Source organism: Streptomyces sp. NPDC036822, assembly GCF_055609145.1.
Window position 1 is genome coordinate 494,064 of record NZ_JBVJPY010000002.1, and the last position, 21,710, is coordinate 515,773.

At 70.1% G+C, this 21,710-nt stretch carries 20 protein-coding genes and 5 tRNA genes; 15 read left to right on the forward strand and 10 right to left on the reverse strand.

The features are described 5' to 3' along the window. Positions 1-129 precede the first annotated feature (129 nt). Complete coding sequence (locus tag ACZ68P_RS06545) at positions 130-744, reverse strand: YceI family protein (protein ID WP_471003494.1); 615 nt, start codon at positions 742-744, stop codon at positions 130-132. Positions 745-982: 238 nt separating this feature from the next. Here ACZ68P_RS06545 and ACZ68P_RS06550 point away from each other — a divergent pair, with 238 nt between their 5' ends. The 3 genes from ACZ68P_RS06550 (at position 983) to ACZ68P_RS06560 (ending at position 3,156) form a co-directional block, all read left to right on the forward strand. Further along, a complete protein-coding gene (locus tag ACZ68P_RS06550; protein ID WP_471003497.1) occupies positions 983-1,147 on the forward strand; it encodes a hypothetical protein in 165 nt (54 codons plus the stop codon). Positions 1,148-1,362: 215 nt separating this feature from the next. Then, complete coding sequence (locus tag ACZ68P_RS06555; protein ID WP_471003500.1) at positions 1,363-2,946, forward strand: acyl-CoA carboxylase subunit beta; 1,584 nt, start codon at positions 1,363-1,365, stop codon at positions 2,944-2,946. A 12-nt stretch (positions 2,947-2,958) separates the two neighbouring features. Continuing rightward, positions 2,959-3,156: an acyl-CoA carboxylase subunit epsilon gene (locus ACZ68P_RS06560; RefSeq protein WP_365718371.1), complete on the forward strand. Its 198-nt coding sequence runs from the start codon at positions 2,959-2,961 to the stop codon at positions 3,154-3,156. Positions 3,157-3,366: 210 nt separating this feature from the next. On the opposite strand, the gene ACZ68P_RS06565 is transcribed toward ACZ68P_RS06560, so the two are convergent. The 8 genes from ACZ68P_RS06565 to ACZ68P_RS06600 all read right to left on the reverse strand — a co-directional run bounded on the left by ACZ68P_RS06565 (position 3,367) and on the right by ACZ68P_RS06600 (position 13,791). After that, positions 3,367-3,948, reverse strand: a complete 582-nt coding sequence (locus tag ACZ68P_RS06565; protein WP_050791473.1) for a GTP-binding protein — start codon at positions 3,946-3,948, stop codon at positions 3,367-3,369. Beyond that, positions 3,929-4,486 carry a DUF742 domain-containing protein gene (locus tag ACZ68P_RS06570; RefSeq protein ID WP_365718373.1) on the reverse strand — a complete coding sequence of 186 codons (558 nt, stop codon included), beginning with the start codon at positions 4,484-4,486 and terminating at the stop codon, positions 3,929-3,931. Before ACZ68P_RS06570 ends, ACZ68P_RS06565 begins: the two co-directional genes overlap by 20 nt. A gap of 93 nt (positions 4,487-4,579) precedes the next feature. Further along, complete coding sequence (locus tag ACZ68P_RS06575; RefSeq protein WP_147980024.1) at positions 4,580-4,993, reverse strand: roadblock/LC7 domain-containing protein; 414 nt, start codon at positions 4,991-4,993, stop codon at positions 4,580-4,582. A gap of 7 nt (positions 4,994-5,000) precedes the next feature. Continuing rightward, positions 5,001-8,225 (reverse strand): nitrate- and nitrite sensing domain-containing protein, encoded by a 3,225-nt coding sequence (locus ACZ68P_RS06580; RefSeq protein ID WP_471003504.1) that lies wholly within the window; start codon positions 8,223-8,225, stop codon positions 5,001-5,003. 339 nt (positions 8,226-8,564) lie between these two features. Next, positions 8,565-9,146 (reverse strand): GTP-binding protein, encoded by a 582-nt coding sequence (locus tag ACZ68P_RS06585; RefSeq protein WP_158990864.1) that lies wholly within the window; start codon positions 9,144-9,146, stop codon positions 8,565-8,567. After that, a complete protein-coding gene (locus tag ACZ68P_RS06590) occupies positions 9,127-9,534 on the reverse strand; it encodes a DUF742 domain-containing protein (RefSeq protein WP_365718378.1) in 408 nt (135 codons plus the stop codon). Before ACZ68P_RS06590 ends, ACZ68P_RS06585 begins: the two co-directional genes overlap by 20 nt. Positions 9,535-9,660: 126 nt before the next feature. Beyond that, the gene (locus ACZ68P_RS06595; RefSeq protein WP_315895653.1) at positions 9,661-10,074 is read right to left on the reverse strand and encodes a roadblock/LC7 domain-containing protein; all 414 of its coding nucleotides are present in this window, start codon (positions 10,072-10,074) and stop codon (positions 9,661-9,663) included. A 9-nt stretch (positions 10,075-10,083) separates the two neighbouring features. Next, a complete protein-coding gene (locus tag ACZ68P_RS06600; RefSeq protein ID WP_471003508.1) occupies positions 10,084-13,791 on the reverse strand; it encodes a sensor histidine kinase in 3,708 nt (1,235 codons plus the stop codon). 575 nt (positions 13,792-14,366) lie between these two features. Here ACZ68P_RS06600 and ACZ68P_RS06605 point away from each other — a divergent pair. The 9 genes from ACZ68P_RS06605 to ACZ68P_RS06645 all read left to right on the forward strand — a co-directional run bounded on the left by ACZ68P_RS06605 (position 14,367) and on the right by ACZ68P_RS06645 (position 18,303). Then, the gene (locus tag ACZ68P_RS06605) at positions 14,367-14,555 is read left to right on the forward strand and encodes a hypothetical protein (protein WP_365718382.1); all 189 of its coding nucleotides are present in this window, start codon (positions 14,367-14,369) and stop codon (positions 14,553-14,555) included. A 100-nt stretch (positions 14,556-14,655) separates the two neighbouring features. After that, a complete protein-coding gene (locus tag ACZ68P_RS06610) occupies positions 14,656-15,450 on the forward strand; it encodes a fumarylacetoacetate hydrolase family protein (RefSeq protein WP_471003511.1) in 795 nt (264 codons plus the stop codon). Continuing rightward, on the forward strand, positions 15,443-16,921 hold the full coding sequence (gltX, locus tag ACZ68P_RS06615) for a glutamate--tRNA ligase (protein ID WP_471003514.1): 1,479 nt from the start codon (positions 15,443-15,445) through the stop codon (positions 16,919-16,921). The genes ACZ68P_RS06610 and gltX overlap by 8 nt, the downstream gene beginning before the upstream one ends. Before the next feature lie 9 nt (positions 16,922-16,930). Then, positions 16,931-17,653, forward strand: coding sequence for an HAD family hydrolase (locus ACZ68P_RS06620; protein ID WP_471003516.1), 723 nt, complete (start codon positions 16,931-16,933; stop codon positions 17,651-17,653). A 90-nt stretch (positions 17,654-17,743) separates the two neighbouring features. Then, positions 17,744-17,815: transfer RNA gene (locus ACZ68P_RS06625), tRNA-Gln, on the forward strand. Positions 17,816-17,856: 41 nt separating this feature from the next. Beyond that, a tRNA-Glu gene (locus ACZ68P_RS06630) sits at positions 17,857-17,929 on the forward strand. Between the two features lie 88 nt (positions 17,930-18,017). Continuing rightward, positions 18,018-18,090, forward strand: a tRNA-Glu gene (locus ACZ68P_RS06635). Between the two features lie 27 nt (positions 18,091-18,117). Next, positions 18,118-18,189, forward strand: a tRNA-Gln gene (locus tag ACZ68P_RS06640). 41 nt (positions 18,190-18,230) lie between these two features. Then, positions 18,231-18,303: transfer RNA gene (locus ACZ68P_RS06645), tRNA-Glu, on the forward strand. Positions 18,304-18,432: 129 nt separating this feature from the next. Here the strand turns inward: ACZ68P_RS06645 and ndgR are convergent. After that, positions 18,433-19,149: an IclR family transcriptional regulator NdgR gene (gene ndgR / locus ACZ68P_RS06650; protein WP_005311436.1), complete on the reverse strand. Its 717-nt coding sequence runs from the start codon at positions 19,147-19,149 to the stop codon at positions 18,433-18,435. A 140-nt stretch (positions 19,150-19,289) separates the two neighbouring features. On the opposite strand from ndgR, the gene leuC reads away from it, so the two are divergent. From leuC to ACZ68P_RS06665, 3 genes are all read left to right on the forward strand, one after another. Then, a complete protein-coding gene (gene leuC / locus ACZ68P_RS06655) occupies positions 19,290-20,714 on the forward strand; it encodes a 3-isopropylmalate dehydratase large subunit (RefSeq protein WP_471003519.1) in 1,425 nt (474 codons plus the stop codon). Positions 20,715-20,720: 6 nt separating this feature from the next. Next, positions 20,721-21,314: a 3-isopropylmalate dehydratase small subunit gene (gene leuD, locus ACZ68P_RS06660; RefSeq protein ID WP_471003522.1), complete on the forward strand. Its 594-nt coding sequence runs from the start codon at positions 20,721-20,723 to the stop codon at positions 21,312-21,314. A gap of 104 nt (positions 21,315-21,418) precedes the next feature. Next, positions 21,419-21,646: an SCO5555 family protein gene (locus tag ACZ68P_RS06665; RefSeq protein ID WP_365718394.1), complete on the forward strand. Its 228-nt coding sequence runs from the start codon at positions 21,419-21,421 to the stop codon at positions 21,644-21,646. Positions 21,647-21,710 lie beyond the last annotated feature (64 nt).

Below are 21,710 nucleotides of genomic sequence, written 5' to 3' on the forward strand. Positions count from 1 at the left end.
AACGGGCCCGGACCGCTCGCGCCGGGGGCCGCGCGCGGGGCGGGAAACGCCGAGCGCCCGCCCTCCGCGGTCGCGGAGAGGCGGGCGCGCTCGTGTCGCCGGGTGTGCCGGAGGGGCCAAGCCGAGGGGTCAGGCGGCGTTCTTGATCGCGGAGATGTCGAAGGTCAGCTTCACCTTGTCGCTGACCATGACGCCACCGGTCTCCAGGGCCGCGTTCCAGGTGAGGCCCCACTCGGAGCGGAGGATCTCGGCCGAGCCCTCGAAGCCGACGCGCTCGTTGCCGTAGACGTCGGTGGCCGCGCCGTTGAACTCCAGGTCGATGGAGAGCGGGCGGGTGACGTCCTTGATCGTGAGGTCACCGGTGATCCGGTACAGGTCGCCGCCCAGCTGCTCGGCCTCGCTGGAGCGGAAGGTCATCAGCGGGAAGGTCTCGGCGTCGAAGAAGTCCCCGCTGCGGAGGTGGCCGTCGCGGTCGGCGATGCCGGTGTCGATGGAGGCGATCGTGACGTCGATGGAGGCGGAGGAGGCGCCCGGGTCGGAGCCGTCCAGCCGCAGTGCGCCCTCGTAGGCGGCGAACGAGCCGCGGACGTTGGTGACCATGGCGTGCCGGACGGTGAACCCGATGCTGCTGTGGGCCGGGTCGATGGTGTAGTCGCCGGTCAGCGCGGCCAGGGCCGGGTCGACGGGGAGGGTGGCGACGGCGGTCGCGGTGGCGGTGTCGTTCTTGCGGCCGAAGATGCCCATGACGTGCTCCTTGGGGACGGTGCGCGGGGTGGCGCGGAGGGGTGACGCATTTCGTTGAACCTTCAACGAGAACGACCGTACCTCGATTCAGTTCAATATTCAACATCACGCGCCGATGTCCACCCGCTTGGACTCACCGCAGGGTGTTCTTGGGCCGGCGGAGGCCCCGGGTCGGGGTGACGCGCCAACCGGCCGGGGGGAGCGTCCGCTTCGGTGTCCTCGCCGACGGCGTGGGAAGGTGGACTCCCCGGCCCTCAAGGCCACGGACCCGGCCTGGACGCCGGCCGCCGACCTCGCCGGCACCTTCTGCGTCGACCCGGTCGTCGAGGGCGGCGGGGACGGGAACGGCGACGGTCACGCCGGCTGGGGCGGCGCCAGGCTCTCCCGCGCGCCCGGCTCGTGAAGCGTCGCAAGCGCCCGCACCGTCGAGCCGCAGGAGCCCGTCGTGCTCGTCGACGGCGGCGTGCTCATGTAAGAATCCTACAAACGGGAGGGGTCCTCTGCTGTGGACTCGCGCCCACGGCGGCATGGTTCTGTCCAGCCCCACCAGGATTCGACACGGGAGACTGTACGGAGTCGACGGCGGGTTTTGCTTGGTCGACTTCGTAGGGTCGGTACATGACCGTTGTGGACCAGATCCCGAGCGAGCCGACTGACGCCCGTGGCCGTGTGGCCGAGCTGCACGCCCTGCGCGAGGAGGCCCGGCGCGGCCCGAGCGACCGGGCGACCGAAGCCCAGCACGCCAAGGGCAAGCTGACCGCTCGCGAGCGCATCGAGCTGCTGCTCGACCCTGGTTCCTTCAGCGAGGTCGAGCAGCTGCGCCGCCACCGTGCCAGCGGCTTCGGGCTGGAGGCCAGGAAGCCCTACACCGACGGTGTCATCACCGGCTGGGGCACGGTCGAGGGCCGCACGGTCTTCGTCTACGCGCACGACTTCCGCATCTTCGGCGGCGCGCTGGGCGAGGCCCACGCCACCAAGATCCACAAGATCATGGACATGGCCATCGCGGCCGGCGCCCCGCTGGTCTCGCTGAACGACGGCGCCGGCGCCCGGATCCAGGAGGGCGTCTCCGCCCTCGCCGGATACGGCGGCATCTTCCAGCGCAACACCCGCGCCTCCGGTGTCATCCCGCAGATCAGCGTGATGCTCGGCCCCTGCGCGGGCGGCGCGGCCTACAGCCCGGCGCTCACCGACTTCGTCTTCATGGTCCGCGAGACCTCGCAGATGTTCATCACGGGCCCGGACGTCGTCAAGGCGGTCACCGGCGAGGAGATCACCCAGAACGGCCTCGGCGGCGCGGACGTGCACGCCGAGACCAGCGGCGTCGCGCACTTCGCGTACGACGACGAGGAGACCTGCATCGCCGAGGTGCGCTACCTCCTGTCGATGCTCCCGCAGAACAACCGCGAGAACCCGCCGACCGTGGCCTCCGAGGACCCGGCCGACCGGCGCTCGGACGTCCTGCTCGACCTGGTGCCGGCCGACGGCAACCGTCCTTACGACATGCACAAGGTCATCGAGGAGCTCGTCGACGACGGCGACTACCTGGAGATCCACGAGCGCTGGGCCCGCAACATCATCTGCGCGCTGGCCCGGCTCGACGGCCAGGTCGTGGGCATCGTCGCCAACCAGCCGCAGTCGCTGGCCGGTGTCCTGGACATCGAGGCGTCCGAGAAGGCCGCACGATTCGTCCAGATGTGCGACGCTTTCAACATCCCCATCGTCACCCTTCTGGACGTACCCGGCTTCCTGCCGGGCGTCGATCAGGAGCACGGTGGAATCATCCGTCACGGCGCGAAGCTCCTGTACGCCTACTGCAACGCGACCGTGCCCCGGATCTCGCTGATCCTGCGCAAGGCGTACGGCGGGGCCTACATCGTCATGGACTCCCAGTCCATCGGTGCCGACCTGACGTACGCCTGGCCCACCAACGAAATCGCGGTGATGGGCGCCGAAGGTGCCGCCAACGTCATCTTCCGCAAGCAGATCGCCGAGGCCGAGGACTCCGAGGCCATGCGGGCCCGCATGGTCAAGGAGTACAAGGCGGAGCTGATGCATCCCTACTACGCGGCGGAGCGCGGCCTGGTCGACGACGTGATCGACCCCGCCGAGACGCGCGAGGTCCTCATCCGGTCCCTCGCCATGCTCCGCACCAAGCACGCCGACCTGCCGTCCCGCAAGCACGGCAACCCGCCTCAGTAAGAGGAGTCCTCCGTGACCACGCCCGCCAACCTTCTCCGTGTCGAGAAGGGCCACGCCGACCCCGAGGAGCTGGCCGCCATCACCGCGGTCCTGCTCGCCCGCGCGGCCGCCCAGCCCGCCGAGGCGTCCCACGACGGCCGCTCCACGGCCGGCTGGCGCCGCCTGGAGCGCCAGTCGGGCTTCCGCCCCTCCCACTCCTGGCAGGGCTGAGCCCGTCGGCTCCGTTCCCACCGGCATCCAAGGCCCCCCGCTCCACCCGGAGCGGGGGGCCTTCGCCGTCGTATCCGGCCAGGACCGGCCCCCCGGCGGCCGCCCCCCGGGGGGACGCAGAGGGCCCCTGCCGCCCCCGCCTTCGGGTACGAAAAAAGCCCCGCCCACCGGTCCGGTGGGCGGGGCTCCTTCGTGCCGTGTCCGGTGGGACTACCGGAGGCGGGCCATCAGAGCGTGCTCCACGAGCGTGATCAGCGCGCTCTTGGCGTCCGCGCGGTGGCGGGCGTCGGTGGTGATGATCGGCGTGTCCGGGCCGATCTGGAGGGCCTCGCGGACCTCCTCCGGGTTGTACGGCTGGTGGCCGTCGAAGCCGTTCAGGGCGATGACGAAGGGGAGACCGCTGTTCTCGAAGTAGTCGACCGCGGGGAAGCAGTCGGCGAGACGGCGGGTGTCCACGAGCACGACGGCGCCGATGGCGCCGCGGACCAGGTCGTCCCACATGAACCAGAACCGGTCCTGCCCCGGCGTACCGAAGAGGTACAGGATCAGGTCCTGGTCCAGGGTGATGCGGCCGAAGTCCATCGCGACAGTCGTCGTCGTCTTGTCGCCGGTGTGCGTGAGGTCGTCGATGCCCGCGGACGCAGACGTCATCACGGCCTCGGTACGCAGCGGGTTGATCTCCGAGACGGCGCCGACGAACGTGGTCTTGCCCACGCCGAAGCCACCCGCCACCACGATCTTCGCGCTGGTGGTTGAACGGGCCGCGCCGCCGCTAGAGCTTGCGAAGTCCACTGAGCACCCTTTCGAGCAGTGTCACGTCTGGCTGACCGCCGGCGGCCTCGTCGCCGCCGGGCTGGTGGATGGCGACAAGTCCGGCCTCGGCCAGGTCGGCGACGAGAATCCGGGCAACGCCGAGGGGGATCGAGAGAAGGGCCGAGATCTCGGCGACCGACTTGATCTCGAAGCAGAGCCGGCAGATCCGCTGGTGCTCGGGCAACTGCCCCTGCAGCCGGGACGGATCGGCCGTCGTACTGACCAGCGCCTCGATGGCGAGCTGGTAACGCGGCCGGGTCCGGCCGCCGGTCATCGCGTACGGACGCACCAGCGGGTTGTGACCGCCCGAAGCGCCCGAACCGCCCGCGTTGCGCTGGGCACGCGGCGCGCTCGGCGCACTCACGGGCGAAGGCTGGGCCTGAGGCTGCTGATAGGGCTGCTGTACGCCCTGTCTGCTCGGTGTGGAGGGAAAGTTGAACCGGTTCTGCGCGGTGTCACCGTGCGGCTGCTGCGCGTCAAAACCGTTGTAAGGGCGTCCGCCCGGGGGTGTTCCCACGTCTCCTCCTCCGACTGCCTCGCGGTCCATGTCCCTGTGGAGCCGCGCCACCGCACCTTACGGTGCGGTGGCGAGATACGCACTGTCTGTCTATTAGTTGAGCAGACTTCCCTGAAGCTCCGCCCGCAGGTCGGGCGTCAGGACGCTGCCCGCACGGTCGACGAGCAGCGCCATCTCGTAGCCCACGAGGCCGATGTCGGCCTCGGGGTGCGACAGCACGGCCAGCGAGGAACCGTCCGAGATCGACATGATGAAGAGGAAGCCGCGCTCCATCTCCACGACGGTCTGGTTGACCGCACCGCCCTCGAAGATCCGGGACGCGCCCGCGGTCAGCGAGGTCAGTCCGGAGGCGACGGCCGCAAGCTGGTCGGCTCGGTCCCGGGGGAAACCCTCGGACATCGCCAGCAGGAGTCCGTCGGCGGAGACCACCACCGTGTGGGACACCCCGGGGGTGTTGTCCACGAAGTTGGTGATCAACCAGTTCAGATTCTGCGCCGCCTGGCTCATGCTCACACTAACGCTCCTGGTTGTAGGTACTGCCCGGGCCGAGGCCCGATCCGTTCGTGTCCGTTCCCGCGCTGCGTCCCTGCTGGACACCGCGGCGCAGGTTGCTCAACCTGCCCCGGACGTCCTCAGGGGTGCGGGAGACCTGTGGGCCGCCCTGCGGGGTCTGCTCCGCCGTGCCCTCGACCAGGTTGGCCTTCGGGACCCGCCGCGGAAGTCCGGAGGAGGTGACCCCGCCCGCCTTCGGCTCGCGGAGCTTCTCGGCCCGCATCCAGCGCTCGTCGTTGGTCGAGCGCCAGTCGTCGGTGCCGTCGGCTTCGTTCTGCTGCGCCGGCTGCTGCTGCGCGGGCTGCTGAACCGTCCGCGTGGGCAGCGGCTGCTGCGCGGGCTGGGGAGCCTGCGCGGCGGCGCCGCCCCGGCGCGGCAGACCGGCGTCGGTCAGCGCGTGGCCGGCGTCCGGGGCGGGAGTCGCCGTGGGGCCCGGACGGTCGAAGCCTACGCGCTCGGAGGGCTGCGCGGGGGCGCTGGGGGCAGATTCCGCTTCCGGCCGGTACTGCTGGTCGTAGCCGCCCTGGTACCCCCCCTGAGAGGCCCAGTCAGCCTGCTGGGGCTGGGCGTCGTAGGAGTTGTCGTACTGCGCCTGGCCGTTGCCCTGACCCTGATAGGGGGCTTCCGCATAGCCGTTCTCGGCGGACTGGCCGTAGCCGTCCGCAGGGCGGCCGTACTCGTCGTAGGACTGCTGCGGGTAGTCGTACCCGGCGTGCTGATGAGCCTGCTGACCGAAGTCGGACGCGTACTCCTGCCCGTACTCCTGCTCGGGTGCGTACTCCTGCTCCTGCTCCTGCTGTACGTAGCCCTGCTGCGGGGAGTCGAGCTCGTCACGGTACAGCGGGCGTTCGCCGCCCTGCGTCGACTGCGCCTCGAGCGCCGCCCGGCGCTCCTCGCGCTGGAGCGAACGGTTCACCGGGTCGAGCTGGCGCTCCTCCCCGGGCTCGTCGTAGCGGGAGTCGTCGAAGCCGAGCTCCGCCGCGGTCCGCATCGGCTGCTGCACGGGCTCGAAGGCGTGCGTCTGCTGCTGCGGGATGATCTGCGAGACGGTGAAGTCGTCCTGCGGCAGCGCCTCGCCGCCACCACCGTGGGTGATCGCGTCCGGCAGCATGACCAGCGAGGTCGTGCCCGCCTGCTCGCCCGAGGGGCGCAGCTGGACGCGGATGCCGTGCCGGTCGGCCAGCCGGCCGACCACGAACAGGCCCATGCGCTGCGAGACGGCGGCGTCGACGGTGGGCGGGTTCGCCAGCTTGTGGTTGATGTCCGCGAAGTCCTCGGCCGTGAGGCCGATGCCCTTGTCGTGGATCTCGACCATGACCCGGCCGTCGGGCAGACGGGTCGCGGTGACGCGGACCTTGGTCTGCGGCGAGGAGAACGTGGTGGCGTTCTCCAGCAGCTCGGCGAGCAGGTGGACGAGGTCGGTCACGGCCTGGCCGTGGATCTCGGCCTCCGGGACGCCGGCGAGCTCGATGCGCTCGTACTGCTCCACCTCGGAGGAGGCGGCGCGCATCACGTCCACCAGCGGCACCGGCTGGTCCCAGCGGCGGCCCGGCTCCTCGCCGGCGAGGACGAGGAGGTTCTCGCCGTTGCGGCGCATACGGGTGGCCAGGTGGTCCAGCTTGAAGAGGTTCTCCAGCTGGTCCGGGTCCGCCTCGTTGTTCTCCAGGTCGGTGATGAGGGTCAGCTGGCCCTCGATCAGCGACTGGTTGCGGCGCGAGAGGTTGGTGAAGATCGCGTTGACGTTGCCCCGGAGCATGGCCTGCTCGGCGGCGAGCCGGACGGCCTCGCGGTGGACCTGGTCGAAGGCCCGGGCGACCTCGCCGATCTCGTCCTGGGAGTCGATCGGGATGGGCTGCACACGGGTGTCGACGCGGCCCGGCTCGGTGCGGGAGAGCTGGTCGACCAGCATCGGCAGACGCTGCTCGGCGATCGCGAAGGCGGCGGTGCGCAGCTCACGCATCGAGCGGCTCATCTGGCGCGCCATCATCCCGGCCAGGATGAAGGCGGCGAGCAGCGCGATGACGACGATGCCACCGTTGACGAACGCGTCCGTCTTGGCGTCGTCGGAGATCGCGGCGGCCTCGGTCACGGCCTTGTCGACGAGCTCCCGCTCGACCTCGGTGTAGCCGTCGAACTTGGCGGTGGCCGCACCCATCCAGGTCTCGGGAGTGACGGCCTTCTTGCGGAGGTCCGCGATGCCGTCGGCGTCCTTGGCCGAGCCGATGGCCTCCGCCATGCCGGTGTAGACCGAGCCGTCCTGCTTGCCCTTGGGCGGGTTCAGGCCGGCTGCCTCGAGCTTCCGGGCGCCCTCGGTGGCCTTCTCCTTCATGACCTGCTTCAGACGGTCCACGTCCGCCTGTGTGCCACCGGACTGGTACTCGCCGAGGGCGATCTGCTCCAGGTAGTTGTACGAGTTGAACGCCACCGACTGCTGGGCGAAGACCTCGTCCTTCTGGCTGGGGCGCACCAGGAGCTGCGTGCCGATCGAGCGCTGGAGCGACTCGGCGGCCTGCGCGAGCTGGATGGCGTAGACGGTACGGCCGTAGCTGGTGATGTTGCCCGTACCGAGCCCGAGCTCGTTGGAGAACTCCATCAGGTAGTGCTGGACGGCGACGTACCCGAGCTGGGTCTGCACCGGGTCCATGGCCTTGGTGTACGCGACCTCACGCAGCTTCTTGAGGTCGGGCTCCTTGTCCTTGAACAGCTTCAGGCGGCGCTCGAGGCCCTCGCCCTCCGGCATGTTCCCGGTGGCCTGCTGGAACTTCACGGCGGCCGCGTCGGTGGCGGCGTACACCTGCGTGACCTCGTCGCTCTCGCGGTCCTTCGCGGAGGTGGCCTTGAGGAGAGGGGCCGCGGTGAGGTCACGCTCGTTGAGCAGGGCCTGGCTGTACTCCGAGGCGGCGCGGATGATCAGCGCCGTCTTCTCGGCGTTCTGCGCCTCCTGCCAGGTGTCGATCGACCCCTTCACCTGGAAGCCGCCCATGACGAGGCCGACCAGCACGGGTATCAGGAGAATGGCGTTCAGCCTGGTGGGCACGCGCCAGTTACGGGGGGACAGCTTGCTGGAGCTGCCCTGGGCGGCCGGGGGCGGGACAGGCACCTCCGCGGGCGGTGCCACCGCACGCGTCGGCGGCGTGAAGTTGCCTCGCGCATGCTGCTCCGCGGAGCTTTCCTTGCTTCGCCTCACTCGACCAACAACCTCTCGGCGTCGGCACCTACGTTGTGCCGGTGTTTCGTTCAGGGCCGTACTACTCGGGAGTTCATGAATTGCAGCACGTGAAGGGGGTCCCATCCAAACAGCTCTGAGCGGGCGCTTTCACCACTTCAGGCCGAAGATAAAACGGACATAAGGAGCGAGCCCCGGCAATTTGCGGGGCTCATGTGAGCGCAGTGGCACCGAACGGATGCGTCGGGTGTCCGCCGCGCACCAATTCTCTGTCGAAACGTTATGAACGCGGGGGCGGACCGTGTCAGACGACACAGACCGCCCCCAGAGCGGCATACGGCAACTGCCGTAGGCGAACGACTACTTGAGTCGTGCCATCAGCGCATGCTCGACAAGCGTGATCAGCGCGCTCTTGGCGTCCGCGCGATGGCGGGCGTCGGTGGTGATGATCGGAGTCCCCGGACCGATCTGCAGGGCCTCGCGGACCTCGTCCGGAGTGTAGGGCTGATGACCCTCGAAACCGTTCAGGGCGATGACGAACGGCAGACCGCTGTTCTCGAAGTAGTCGACCGCGGGGAAGCAGTCGGCGAGACGGCGGGTGTCGACCAGGACGACGGCGCCGATGGCGCCGCGGACCAGGTCGTCCCACATGAACCAGAACCGGTCCTGGCCCGGCGTACCGAAGAGGTACAGGATCAGGTCCTGGTCCAGGGTGATGCGGCCGAAGTCCATCGCCACCGTCGTGGTGGTCTTGTCCCCGGTGTGGGTCAGGTCGTCGATACCGGCCGAGGCCGAGGTCATCACGGCCTCGGTACGCAGCGGGTCGATCTCCGAGACGGCGCCGACGAACGTGGTCTTGCCCACGCCGAAGCCACCCGCCACCACGATCTTCGCGCTGGTGGTCGACCGGGCCGCACCGCCGCTAGAGCTTGCGAAGTCCACTGAGCACCCTTTCGAGCAGTGTCACGTCCGGCGTGCCGCCGGCCTCTCCGTTGCCCGGCTGGTGGATCGCCACCATGCCCGCCTCCGCCAGGTCGGCGACCAGGATCCGGGCCACACCGAGCGGCATGGACAGCAGGGCCGAGACCTCGGCCACCGACTTGACCTCACGGCACAGGTGGCAGATCCGCTGGTGCTCGGGGAGCAGGCTGGACAGGTGCGCCGGGTCGGCCGTGGTGCTGACCAGCGCCTCGATGGCGAGCTGGTAGCGCGGCCGGGTCCGGCCGCCGGTCATCGCGTACGGACGCACCAGCGGCTGGTCGCCTTCATATCCGTACGACTCATCGAGTGAGGAGCCGTACGGATCGTGAGAGGCGGGGGGCGGGGTCATGAATCCTCCGGGCGTGACAGCAAGAACTCTGCCGTCTGATGGGGCCGGTGGGGGGCCGAATGGGGCGGCCGGACGGGGTGTGTGCCCAGTGCGGTACGGAGGGGCGTACCGCACTGTCGGTCATGGCTAGTGGAGCAGACTGCCCTGGAGCTCCGCACGGAGATCCGGGGTGAGAACGCTGCCGGCCCGGTCGACCAGCAGGGTCATCTCGTAGCCCACGAGGCCGATGTCGCACTCCGGGTGCGCGAGCACGGCCAGCGAGGAGCCGTCGGACACGGACATCAGGAAGAGGAAGCCGCGCTCCATCTCCACGACGGTCTGCGCGACGGCACCCCCCTCGAAGATCCGGGACGCACCCGCGGTCAGCGAGGTCAGTCCGGACGCGACCGCCGCCAGCTGGTCGGCGCGGTCGCGGGGGAACCCTTCCGACATGGCCAGCAGCAGGCCGTCGGCGGAGACCACCACCGTGTGGGACACCCCGGGGGTGTTGTCCACGAAATTGGTGATCAACCAGTTCAGATTCTGCGCGGCCTGGCTCATCGCACTCAACTAACGCTCCTGCTGGTGGGTGGGGCCTACGTGGAAGGAGCCGGTGGTCGAGTTGCCCGCCTGGCGGCCCTGCTGGATGCCGCGGCGCAGGTTGGTGAGCCGGCCGCGGACGTCGTCGGGTGCACGCGAGACCTGAGGGCCGGCCGTGTGGGCCTGCTCCTGGGCGGTCCCGGGTACGAGGTTGGCGCGCGGCACCCGCCGCGGCAGCCCCGAGGTGGTGACACCGCCGGCCGCGGGCTTGCGGACCCGCTCGGCCTGGCGCACCAGCTCGTCATTGGGGGAGGTCCGCCAGGAGGCGGGCCCGGCGGCCTGCTGACCGCCGTCGCCGCCACCCTGCGGGGCGGCGGGGCGCCGCGGAGCCGGGGGAGCGGACGGCTGCTGCTGCGGTACGACCGGCGTCTGCATGGTCTGCTCGGCGTCCGGGATCCGGCCGCCGTCCTGCCGGCCCTGGGCCTGACCCTGCTGAGGGTCCTGGCCCTGGCCCTGGGACTGACCGTGGAACCAGTTGGTCTCCAGCGTGTCGTACAGCGGGGTACGGCCGTCTCCCGCACCGCTCGCCGGAGGCAGTGCCTCCGGCTGACGGGGCTGCGGCGGCCGCTGCTGAGCCTGCTGGGGCTGCTGGGGCAGGTTTCCGGCCGGGCGCGGGGCGCCGTAGCCGGAACCGCCGTGCTGGCCGGGGGCCGGCGCCTGCGGCTGGTAGCCCTGGGGCGCCTGCTGCTGTCCGCCGAAGTCGGGACGCGGGAACTGGGCGGTGGACGCGGGGTCCTGTGCCGGGGGCTGGTAGCCCTGGGGCGCCTGCTGTCCGCCGAGATCCGGCCGCGGGAACTGACCGGTGCCGCCGGGGCCCTGAGGCGCCTGCGGACGGGCGTACTGGCCCGTGGTGTCCGGCTCCTCGTGGCCGCGCGGGGCGTCCAACGGGGACATCTCCTGCTGCGGGCGCCGGACCGGCTGGGCCGGGTCGTTGCCCCAGCTCGCGGCTTGCGGCCGCTGCTGCTGGGGGCCGCCGGGGAGCTCGGCGCGGGCGAAGCCGTTCTGGCCCTCGCGGTGGCCGCCCTGCGGGGCCTGGCCCTGCTGGGGCTGCTGCGGCTGGCCCTGCTGCTGGCCGCCCTGGTTGCCCTGGCCGCCGCCCCACACGTCCGTACGGGACGGGATGGCGCGCTGGGCACCGCCGGCGAACCCGCCGGCGACGGGCCCCGGACGCTGCGGCTCCGGAGAGACCTGCGGCATCTGGGAGGTCTGCGCCGACTGAGGGGCCGGAGCCGGGCGCTGGCCCTGGCCCTGGCCCTGGTTCGGACCCTGACCCGGGCCCTGAGGGCCGCCGTCACGGCCGGGCAGCGCGGCCCGCGGACCGTTGCCGGCACCGACCTGGCCACGCGGGGAGGGGGGACCGCCGAGACCCGGACGACCGCCGCCACCGGCGTTGCCGGGGGCGCCCGGACCGCCGGGCAGCCGGCCGCCGGGAGCGCCGGCGCCCTGCGGCATCGCACCCTGACCACCCGCGCCGGGCTTGGGCGCGGGCTTCTTGCCGCCCTGGGCGACGTCGACGGGCAGCATGACCAGCGCGGTGGTGCCGCCGGAGTCCGACGGGCGCAGCTGGATACGGATGCCGTGTCGCAGGGACAGGCGGCCGACCACGAACAGACCCATGCGGCGGGAGACGGAGACGTCCACGGTGGGCGGCGAGGCGAGCCGCTCGTTGATCGCGGCGAGGTCCTCGGGGGAGAGGCCGATGCCGGTGTCGTGGATCTCGACGAGCACGCGGCCGTCGGGCAGCGCGTGACCGGTGACCCGGACCTTCGTCTGCGGCGAGGAGAACGACGTGGCGTTCTCCAGCAGCTCGGCGAGGAGGTGCACGAGGTCGTTGACGACCCGGCCGGCGACCTCGGTCGCCGGGACGGCGGCCAGTTCGATGCGCTCGTACTGCTCCACCTCGGAGGCGGCGGCACGGAGCACGTCGACCAGCGGGACCGGGCGGGTCCAGCGGCGGCCGGGCTCCTCGCCCGCGAGGACGAGGAGGTTCTCACCGTTACGCCGCATGCGGGTGGCGAGGTGGTCGAGCTTGAAGAGCGAGGAGAGCTGGTCCGGGTCGGCCTCGCGGGACTCCAGCTCGGAGATGAGCGACAGCTGGCGCTGGATCAGACCCTGGGAGCGGCGCGAGAGGTTGGTGAACATCGCGTTGACGTTGCCTCGCAGCAGGGCCTGCTCGGCGGCGAGGCGGACCGCCTCGCGGTGCACGTCGTCGAAGGCCGCGGCCACCTGGCCGATCTCGTCCCGGGAGTGCACACCGACGGACTCGACGGAGGTGTCGACGTCCTGCGGGTCGGCCTCGGAGAGCTGCTTGACCAGCTCGGGCAGGCGGTCCTGGGCGACCTTGGTCGCGGTGTCCTGGAGCCGGCGCAGCGAGCGGATCATGGAGCGGGCCACGACGAACGCGCCGATGAGGGAGACGCCGAGGACGAGGAGGATCAGCGCACCGTTGATGATCGCGTCGCGCTGCGACTCCGCGCGCAGCTCACGGGCCTTGGTGTCCATCTGTCCGAGGAGGGTCTCCTCGATGACGTTCATGGCCGTGATCTTGGTGGCGTACTCGTCCGTGAAGTTCAGGTGGCCGCGGGGCGTGCGGCCGTCCATGCCGGTGGTGTTGCTGAGCACGCGGTCGGCGTACTTGCTGGCGGCGTCGATGGACGGGTTGCCGGTGGTCAGCGGGGCGGTCAGGTCGTCCGCGTCGCCGCCGGCCGACTCGTAGATGGAGGCGAAGGACTTGAGCTCGACCTTCTCACCACGCTGCGCGGCGTAGCCGTACAGGCGGTCGCCCTGCTCCAGCTTTCCGGGCCGGCTGTCGCTGGCGGGAAGCGCGGAGGCGATGATCGCCTGCTGGATGGAGGCGTACTCCTTGGCGGAGGAGAACGCGGCGAGCGCCCGGGTCCGCTTGATCATCTCCGGGTTGCTGGTCGCCTGGGCCATGTCCTGGGAGAGGCTCAGCAGCGATCGGATCAGACGGCTGTACGCCTCGACCGTCACCGAGTGGGCGACGCCGGGCTTGTAGGCGTCCTGCCGGATGCCGCCGATCTCGACGACCTGCGAGGCGATCTGGCTGATGTTCTGGCGGATGCTCTGCAGCGCCTCGTCGCCCTCGGTCGCCGGCAGCTCCGTGGTGGCGTCCATGAACGCCTTCTGCTCACGGTCCGTGTTCGCGCGCGGCTGGGCGACCTGGTAGTCGTTGGCCGACTTGCCGTTGGCCAGGGGACCGGCGGACAGGTCGCGCTCGGTCTGGAGGGCCTGGGCGAGGTCCGTGGCCTCCTTGGTCAGCTCGGTGAGCAGCTGCATGTGCTCGAGCTGCTCCATGTCCTGGAGCGACTCGCTGATGCGGATGCCGCCGAGGCTGGTGGCGGCGACGACGGGCAGGGTCAGCAGAGCGACCAGACGCGTCGAGATGCGCCAGTTGCGCAGGGCTATTCGCGGCCCGGCGTCGACCTCGGCCTTGAGCGGGGGTACGACCCCGGGCTCGGCAGTGCCCTTGGCCTTCCCCTTCGCGGAGCCCTTGGGCTTCACGGCGTCCTTGCGCGCGGTCCCGTCACCACCGTCGCCGGCCGGGCCCTGCGCCTGGTTCTGGGCGTGCTGGGCCGAGGAACCGCGGTCGGTCCCGGCAGCGCGCTCCTGCTCCGCCGCAGCTTCCCCTCGGCCCTGACGGGCCTGGGGAGACCCCATGCCATCCCTCTTGAAACGTCCCTGCACTAGCGTCGCAACCTCTGGACCAGGCGTCTTCCCGCGTGAACGGAGCAGACGGTGTCGGCGTCGTGGGACGCGAATGCGTCCCATGGTGGTCGTCTGTGACCGGCGCAGATCCCCCTTCCCCACCGCTCATCCGGCGCTGCGTTGCGCCCCCTGCGCGCCGGCTTGAAACCCGCGGCGGTGCGTGGAATTCCAGCACAGTGCAGGATCTCCAACAAGAGCCGTGCCGAGGGCCACGAGGGGGATGACAACCCGTGAACATCAGGTCACCCCATGTAGAACATGATCACGGAAGAATCGGACTTATTACCCCCAAAGGCTTACCCGGCCCGAGTGTCCCAGTCGCGATGATCAGGAGCGGAATGCAGCATTCAGTGGTGCAATGTCCGTTTCCGTGACCCCTGAGTGCGGTCCGTAATGCCGGGTTTATCCGCGCTTTGGTGAGCAAACTCACACCCGGGTGGTTGTCTGAGCCATGCATTCGAAGGGAATGGGGCGTCTAGCCTGACGCTTTACACCCACCCGCACTCTGTAGAGGTCTGACACTCGCCATGAAGACGACGATGCTGCTCCGCTCCACGGCCAACCCCCGCCGCACCACGCTCGCGCACCTCGAGGACGCCGAGCGCCTCGGCCGCGGCGCGCAGCCGGAGCACGCGGTCGACCTCCCCAACCAGACGGCCAACCCCCGTCGCACCATCCTCATGACCGCTCCGCAGGCCCTCCAGCCCGCAGAGTAATACCCCGGGACGCCCTCCCGCCCCGGCTCGCGCCGCCCCTCACCGCGCTAGCCTGGAGCGTCAGACTCCAGCCAGTAGCAAGTGAGGGGCGACAGCACTCGTGCGCATCGCCAGATTCTCCATCGACGGCAATGTCGCCTTCGGCGCCGTCGAGGGCGAGGGAACCGTCGAGTCGGGCGGCCTGGTCCTCGACATCATCAGGGGCATCCCGTACACCGACTTCGAACTCAGCGGCACCAAGGTCCCGCTGAGCAAGGTACGGCTCCTGCCGCCCGTGCTGCCGAACAAGGTCGTGGGCATCGGGCGCAACTACGCCGAGCACGCCGCCGAGCTGGGCAACGAGGTCCCCGACGTGCCCGTCGCCTTCTTCAAGCCCACCACCTCGGTGATCGGCCCCGGCGACGCCATCGAGTACCCCTCCTTCTCCAGCGAGCTGCACCACGAGGCCGAACTGGCCGTGGTGATCGGCCGCATGTGCCGCGAGGTCCCGCGCGAGCGCGTCAAGGACGTCGTCTTCGGCTTCACCTGTGCCAACGACGTGACCGCCCGCGACGTCCAGCGGCGTGAGAAGCAGTGGGCCCGCGCCAAGGGATTCGACACCAGCTGCCCGCTCGGCCCCTGGGTGGAGACGGGCCTCGACCCGGCCGCGGCCGGCGACCTCACCATCCAGGCCACCGTCAACGGCGAGCAGCGCCAGCTCGGTCGTACGAGCGACATGATCCGCTCCGTCGAGGACCTGGTCGTCCACATCACCGAGGCCATGACGCTGCTCCCCGGCGACGTCATCCTCACCGGCACTCCCGCGGGGGTCGGCCCCCTCAACGTCGGCGACGAGGTCGCCGTCACCATCGAAGGCATCGGCACTCTCACCAACAAGGTGATCAAGCGTGGCTAACGCGAACGTCCGCGTACGTTTCTGTCCCTCTCCGACCGGCAACCCCCACGTGGGCCTGGTCCGCACCGCCCTCTTCAACTGGGCCTTCGCCCGCCACCACGGCGGCACGTTCGTCTTCCGCATCGAGGACACCGACGCCGCGCGCGACTCCGAGGAGTCGTACCAGCAGCTGCTCGACTCGCTGCGCTGGCTCGGCTTCACCTGGGACGAGGGCCCCGACGAGGTCGGCGGCCCGCACGCCCCGTACCGCCAGTCCCAGCGGATGGACATCTACCGCGACGTCGCCGAGAAGCTGCTGGCCGGCGGCTACGCCTACCACTGCTTCTGCACCGCCGTGGAGCTGGAGGCCCGTCGCGACGCCGCCCGCCTGGCCGGCAAGCCCTCCGGTTACGACGGCACCTGCCGCAACCTGAGCGCCGACCGCATCGAGCGCTACCGCGCCGAGGGCCGTGAGTCGATCGTCCGCTTCCGGATGCCCGACGAGCCGATCACGTTCACCGACCTGGTCCGCGGGGAGCTCACCTTCACCCCGGACAACGTCCCGGACTACGGCATCGTCCGCGCCAACGGCGCCCCGCTGTACACCCTGGTCAACCCGGTCGACGACGCGCTGATGGAGATCACCCACGTGCTGCGCGGCGAGGACCTGCTGTCCTCCACCCCGCGCCAGATCGCGCTCTACAAGGCGCTGATCGAGCTGGGCGTCGCCCAGGAGATCCCCGCCTTCGGCCACCTGCCGTACGTCATGGGCGAGGGCAACAAGAAGCTCTCCAAGCGGGACCCGCAGGCTTCCCTCAACCTCTACCGGGAGCGCGGCTTCCTCCCCGAGGGCCTGCTGAACTACCTCTCCCTCCTCGGCTGGTCGTTCTCGGCGGACCAGGACATCTTCACCATCGAGCAGATGGTCGAGAAGTTCGACATCGCCGACGTCAACGCCAACCCGGCGCGCTTCGACCTCAAGAAGGCCGAGTCGATCAACGCCGACCACATCCGCATGCTGGACGTGAAGGCGTTCGCCGCCGCCTGCGAGCCCTGGCTCCAGGCCCCGCACGCCAACTGGGCGCCCGAGGCCTTCGACCGCGCGGCCTGGGAGGCCATCGCCCCCCACGCCCAGACGCGCCTGACCGTCCTCTCGGACATCACGGCCAACGTCGACTTCCTCTTCCTCGACGAGCCGGTCTTCGACCAGCCCTCCTGGGACAAGGCCATGAAGGGGGAGCCGGCCGCGCTGCTCACCACCGCGCGCGAGAAGCTCCAGGACGCCGACTGGAACGACCCAGAGTCGCTCAAGAACGCCGTCCTGGCCGCAGGCGAGGCCCACGGCCTGAAGCTCGGCAAGGCGCAGGCGCCGGTCCGCGTCGCCGTCACCGGCCGCACGGTGGGCCTGCCGCTCTTCGAGTCCCTGGAGATCCTCGGCCGGGAGAAGACCCTGGCCCGAATCGACGCGGCGCTGGCGAAGCTGGCGGCGTAGTCTCGGCCCATGCCGATCCGCGCGGTCCTGTGGGACATCGACGACACGATCTTCGACTACGCCCGCGCCGACCTGACCGGCATGCGCGACCACCTCACGGCCGAGGGCCTGGTGGACGGATTCGCCTCCGTCGACCAGGCCCTTCGCCGTTGGCAGGAGCTGACCGTCGTCCACTGGCGGCGCTTCGAGGCGGGCGGGGTGGACTTCCAGGAGCAGCGCCGCGAGCGCGTGCGGGACTTCCTCGGCACGCCCGCCCTGACCGCCGCCGAGGCCGACGGCTGGTTCGGGCGGTACGTCACGCACTACGAATCTGCCTGGGAGCTGTTCCCCGACACCGTGCCCGTCCTGGACGTGCTGGCGCGTGACTACCGTCACGCCGTCCTGTCGAACTCGAGCATCCACAACCAGGACCGCAAGCTCCGGGTGCTCGGCGTGCGGGACCGCTTCGAGGCAGTCGTCTGCGCCGCCGAACTCGGCTTCGCGAAGCCGGCCGCCGAGGCCTTCCACGCAGCCTGCGAGGCCCTCGGGCTCGCCCCGCACGAGGTGGCGTACGTCGGCGACCAGCCGGACATCGACGCCCGCGGGGCGGTCGAGGCGGGTCTCACGGGCATCTGGCTGGACCGCGCGGGCACCGGCGGCCGGCCCGAGCTGACCCGCATCACCGACCTCCACCAGCTCCCCGCGCTGCTGCGGCGCGATACCCGTTTTGGAGCGTCGGACACCTTCGGGTAATGTTCTTCCTGCGCCGAGGGGAGCAAGCCGAAAGGCAGAGGCCCCCGGAGCACAACCCGAACAAGATCCCCGCAAAGGATTGTGTTTTGGTGGCCTATGGTGTAATTGGCAGCACGACTGATTCTGGTTCAGTTAGTCTAGGTTCGAGTCCTGGTAGGCCAGCTCGCAGAGCTCATCTGCATCCGCGGATCATGATCCGCAAAGCCCCCGTTGTGTAGCGGCCTAGCACGCTGCCCTCTCAAGGCAGTAGCGCCGGTTCGAATCCGGTCGGGGGTACAGATCCATCCTGCGCATCACCAGGGTCGCTCCCGGTGAACACGTGGTGACATCGCTCGGCACTCCGGTGCCGAGCGGGATCGCTAGGGCCCCCGTTGTGTAGCGGCCTAGCACGCCGCCCTCTCAAGGCGGTAGCGCCGGTTCGAATCCGGTCGGGGGTACTGGTTTAAACCAGGTTTAAACCACCATGGCCTATGGTGTAATTGGCAACACTACGGTTTCTGGTACCGTCATTCTAGGTTCGAGTCCTGGTAGGCCAGCTCGCAGAGCTCATCTGCACCCGCGGATCACGATCCGCAAGGCCCCCGTTGTGTAGCGGCCTAGCACGCCGCCCTCTCAAGGCGGTAGCGCCGGTTCGAATCCGGTCGGGGGTACGCATCGAGGAAGCCCTTCCCTTCGGGGGAGGGCTTCTTCGCGTCATGGCATCGATGGACACAAGTCCGGCCCACCGCTGCGGCGTTGAAGCGGTGGGCCGGGAAGTACGGGAAGGAAGGCGGAGCCGGTCAGCCGTTGCGGCGCAGCGCCTCGGAGAGGCGGGCGGCCGCGTCGATGACCGCCTGGGCGTGCATGCGGCCCGGGTGGCGGGTCAGGCGCTCGATCGGCCCGGAGACCGACACGGCGGCCACCACGCGGTTCGACGGGCCGCGGACGGGCGCGGAGACGGACGCCACGCCCGGCTCCCGCTCGCCGATCGACTGGGCCCAGCCGCGGCGCCGTACGCCCGACAGGGCGGTCGCGGTGAAGCGGGCGCCCTGAAGACCGCGGTGGAGGCGCTCCGGCTCCTCCCAGGCCATCAGGATCTGCGCGGAGGAGCCGGCCTTCATCGTCAGCGTCGAGCCGACCGGGACGGTGTCCCGCAGGCCGGACAGCCGCTCGGCCGCCGCCACGCAGATGCGCATGTCTCCCTGCCGGCGGTAGAGCTGGGCGCTCTCCCCGGTGACATCGCGCAGATGCGTCAGTACGGGGCCCGCGGTGGCGAGCAGGCGGTCCTCACCGGCCGCGGCGGCGAGCTCCGCCAGGCGCGGTCCGAGGATGAACCGGCCCTGCATGTCGCGGGCCACCATCCGGTGGTGTTCCAGTGCCACGGCGAGACGATGTGCCGTGGGTCGTGCGAGTCCCGTCGCCGCGACCAGACCTGCGAGGGTGGCCGGACCGGACTCCAGGGCGCTCAGGACAAGGGCTGCCTTGTCGAGAACGCCCACGCCGCTAGAGTTGTCCATGCAACGATATTCACGTCTCACTCTGTGAAACGCAAGTTCAATTTCTCCCCGAACCTGTGACCCTGGTGAGGCGGCCGCACAACGGCCCGCGAAACGGGTCTCTAGTTGTGCCGGCGTAGACGTCGGCCGGAGGGAAAGCGATGGGTAGGACACTCGCGGAGAAGGTCTGGGACGACCACGTCGTCCGGCGCGCCGAGGGCGAGCCCGACCTCCTCTTCATCGATCTGCACCTGCTGCACGAGGTGACCAGCCCCCAGGCGTTCGACGGTCTGCGTCAGAACGGCCGCCCGGTGCGCCGCCTCGACCTCACCATCGCCACCGAGGACCACAACACCCCGACCCTCGACATCGACAAGCCGATCGCCGACCCGGTCTCCCGCGCGCAGCTGGAGACCCTGCGCAAGAACTGTGCCGAGTTCGGTGTACGGCTGCACCCGCTGGGCGATGTCGAGCAGGGCGTCGTCCACGTGGTGGGACCCCAGCTGGGCCTGACCCAGCCCGGCACCACCGTGGTCTGCGGCGACTCGCACACCTCCACGCACGGCGCCTTCGGCGCGCTGGCGTTCGGCATCGGCACCAGCCAGGTCGAGCACGTGCTGGCCACCCAGACGCTGCCGCTGGCCCGCCCCAAGACCATGGCGATCACGGTCGACGGCGAGCTGCCCCACGACGTCACGGCCAAGGACCTGATCCTGGCGATCATCGCCAAGATCGGCACCGGTGGCGGCCAGGGCTACATCCTGGAGTACCGCGGCTCCGCCATCGAGAAGCTGTCGATGGAAGCCCGGATGACCATCTGCAACATGTCGATCGAGGCCGGCGCCCGCGCGGGCATGATCGCCCCCGACGAGACCACCTTCGCGTACCTGAAGGGCCGCGCTCACGCCCCCGAGGGCGAGGAGTGGGACGCCGCCGTCGCGTACTGGAAGACCCTGAGGAGCGACGAGGACGCCGTCTTCGACGCCGAGGTCGTCATCGACGCCGCCTCGCTGGCGCCGTTCGTCACCTGGGGCACCAACCCCGGCCAGGGAGCGCCGCTTTCGGCGAACGTCCCCGACCCCGCTTCGTACGAAGACGCTTCGGAGCGCCTGGCCGCCGAGAAGGCCCTGGAGTACATGGGGTTGAGCGCCGGACAGCCGCTGCGCGACATCAAGGTCGACACCGTCTTCGTAGGGTCCTGCACCAACGGCCGCATCGAGGACCTGCGCAACGCCGCCGGCCTGCTGCGCGGCCGCAAGGTCGCCGACGGCGTCCGGATGCTGGTCGTCCCCGGCTCGGTCCGGGTCGCCCTGCAGGCCGTCGAGGAGGGCCTGGACAAGGTCTTCAAGGAGTCCGGCGCCGAATGGCGGCACGCGGGCTGCTCGATGTGCCTGGGCATGAACCCCGACCAACTGGCTCCCGGCGAGCGCTCCGCGTCCACCTCCAACCGCAACTTCGAAGGCCGGCAGGGCAAGGGCGGCCGGACCCACCTGGTCTCGCCCCAGGTCGCCGCCGCCACCGCCGTACTGGGCCATCTGGCCTCCCCGGCCGATCTGTCCGACGTCGCTACGCCCGCGGGGGTCTGAGGAACCATGGAAGCTTTCACCACGCACACCGGCCGGGCCGTCCCGCTGCGCCGCAGCAACGTCGACACCGACCAGATCATCCCCGCGCACTGGCTGAAGAAGGTCACCCGCGACGGCTTCGAGGACGGACTCTTCGAGGCCTGGCGCAAGGACGGTGCCTTCGTGCTCAACCGCCCCGAGCGGCAGGGCGCCTCGGTCCTGGTCGCCGGCCCCGACTTCGGCACCGGCTCCTCCCGCGAGCACGCCGTCTGGGCGCTGCAGAACTACGGCTTCAAGACCGTGATCTCCTCCCGGTTCGCCGACATCTTCCGCGGCAACTCCCTGAAGAACGGTCTGCTGACCGTGGTCCTGGACCAGCAGGTCGTGGACCGGCTCTGGGAGCTGACCGAGGCCGACCCGACGGCCGAAATCACCGTTGACTTGGAGCGGCGGAAGGTGCTCGCGGACGGGATCGACGCCGACTTCGAGCTCGACGAGAACGCCCGCTGGCGTCTGCTCAACGGCCTGGACGACATCAGCCTCACCCTTCAGAACGAAGCCGACATCGCGGCTTACGAGGCGACGCGGCCGGCCCACAAACCCCGTACAATTACCGTCTGAGCAGCGCTTTTCCACGACTGCGCCCCCCACCTTCCGGTGGGGGGCGCAGTCGCTTGTTGAGACCCCGTCGGGCGACAACTCGCCCTAGATGGCACAATCTGTGCATGGAACGCGACAGCCAACTCGAGCTCTATGAGGCAGTCGCCGCCCGATTGAAGGAAGCGCACAGAAGGGTGCGCGAACTGCAAGTCCCGGAGGGCGTAAGGATGGCGCTGTCCCGGAAGCTGCTGGTCGTCACGGCCGCGGCGAAGCACGATCTCGCGGACGCGGCGACGCGTCTGGACCGGTTGATGAAGGACCTCGACGAGGGCCGATTCCCTGAAGACGACTGACGCCAGAACTCCGCAACGGAACTACCACGTTGCGGCACTAGGGTGATTAGCCCGTTTCGTGTTT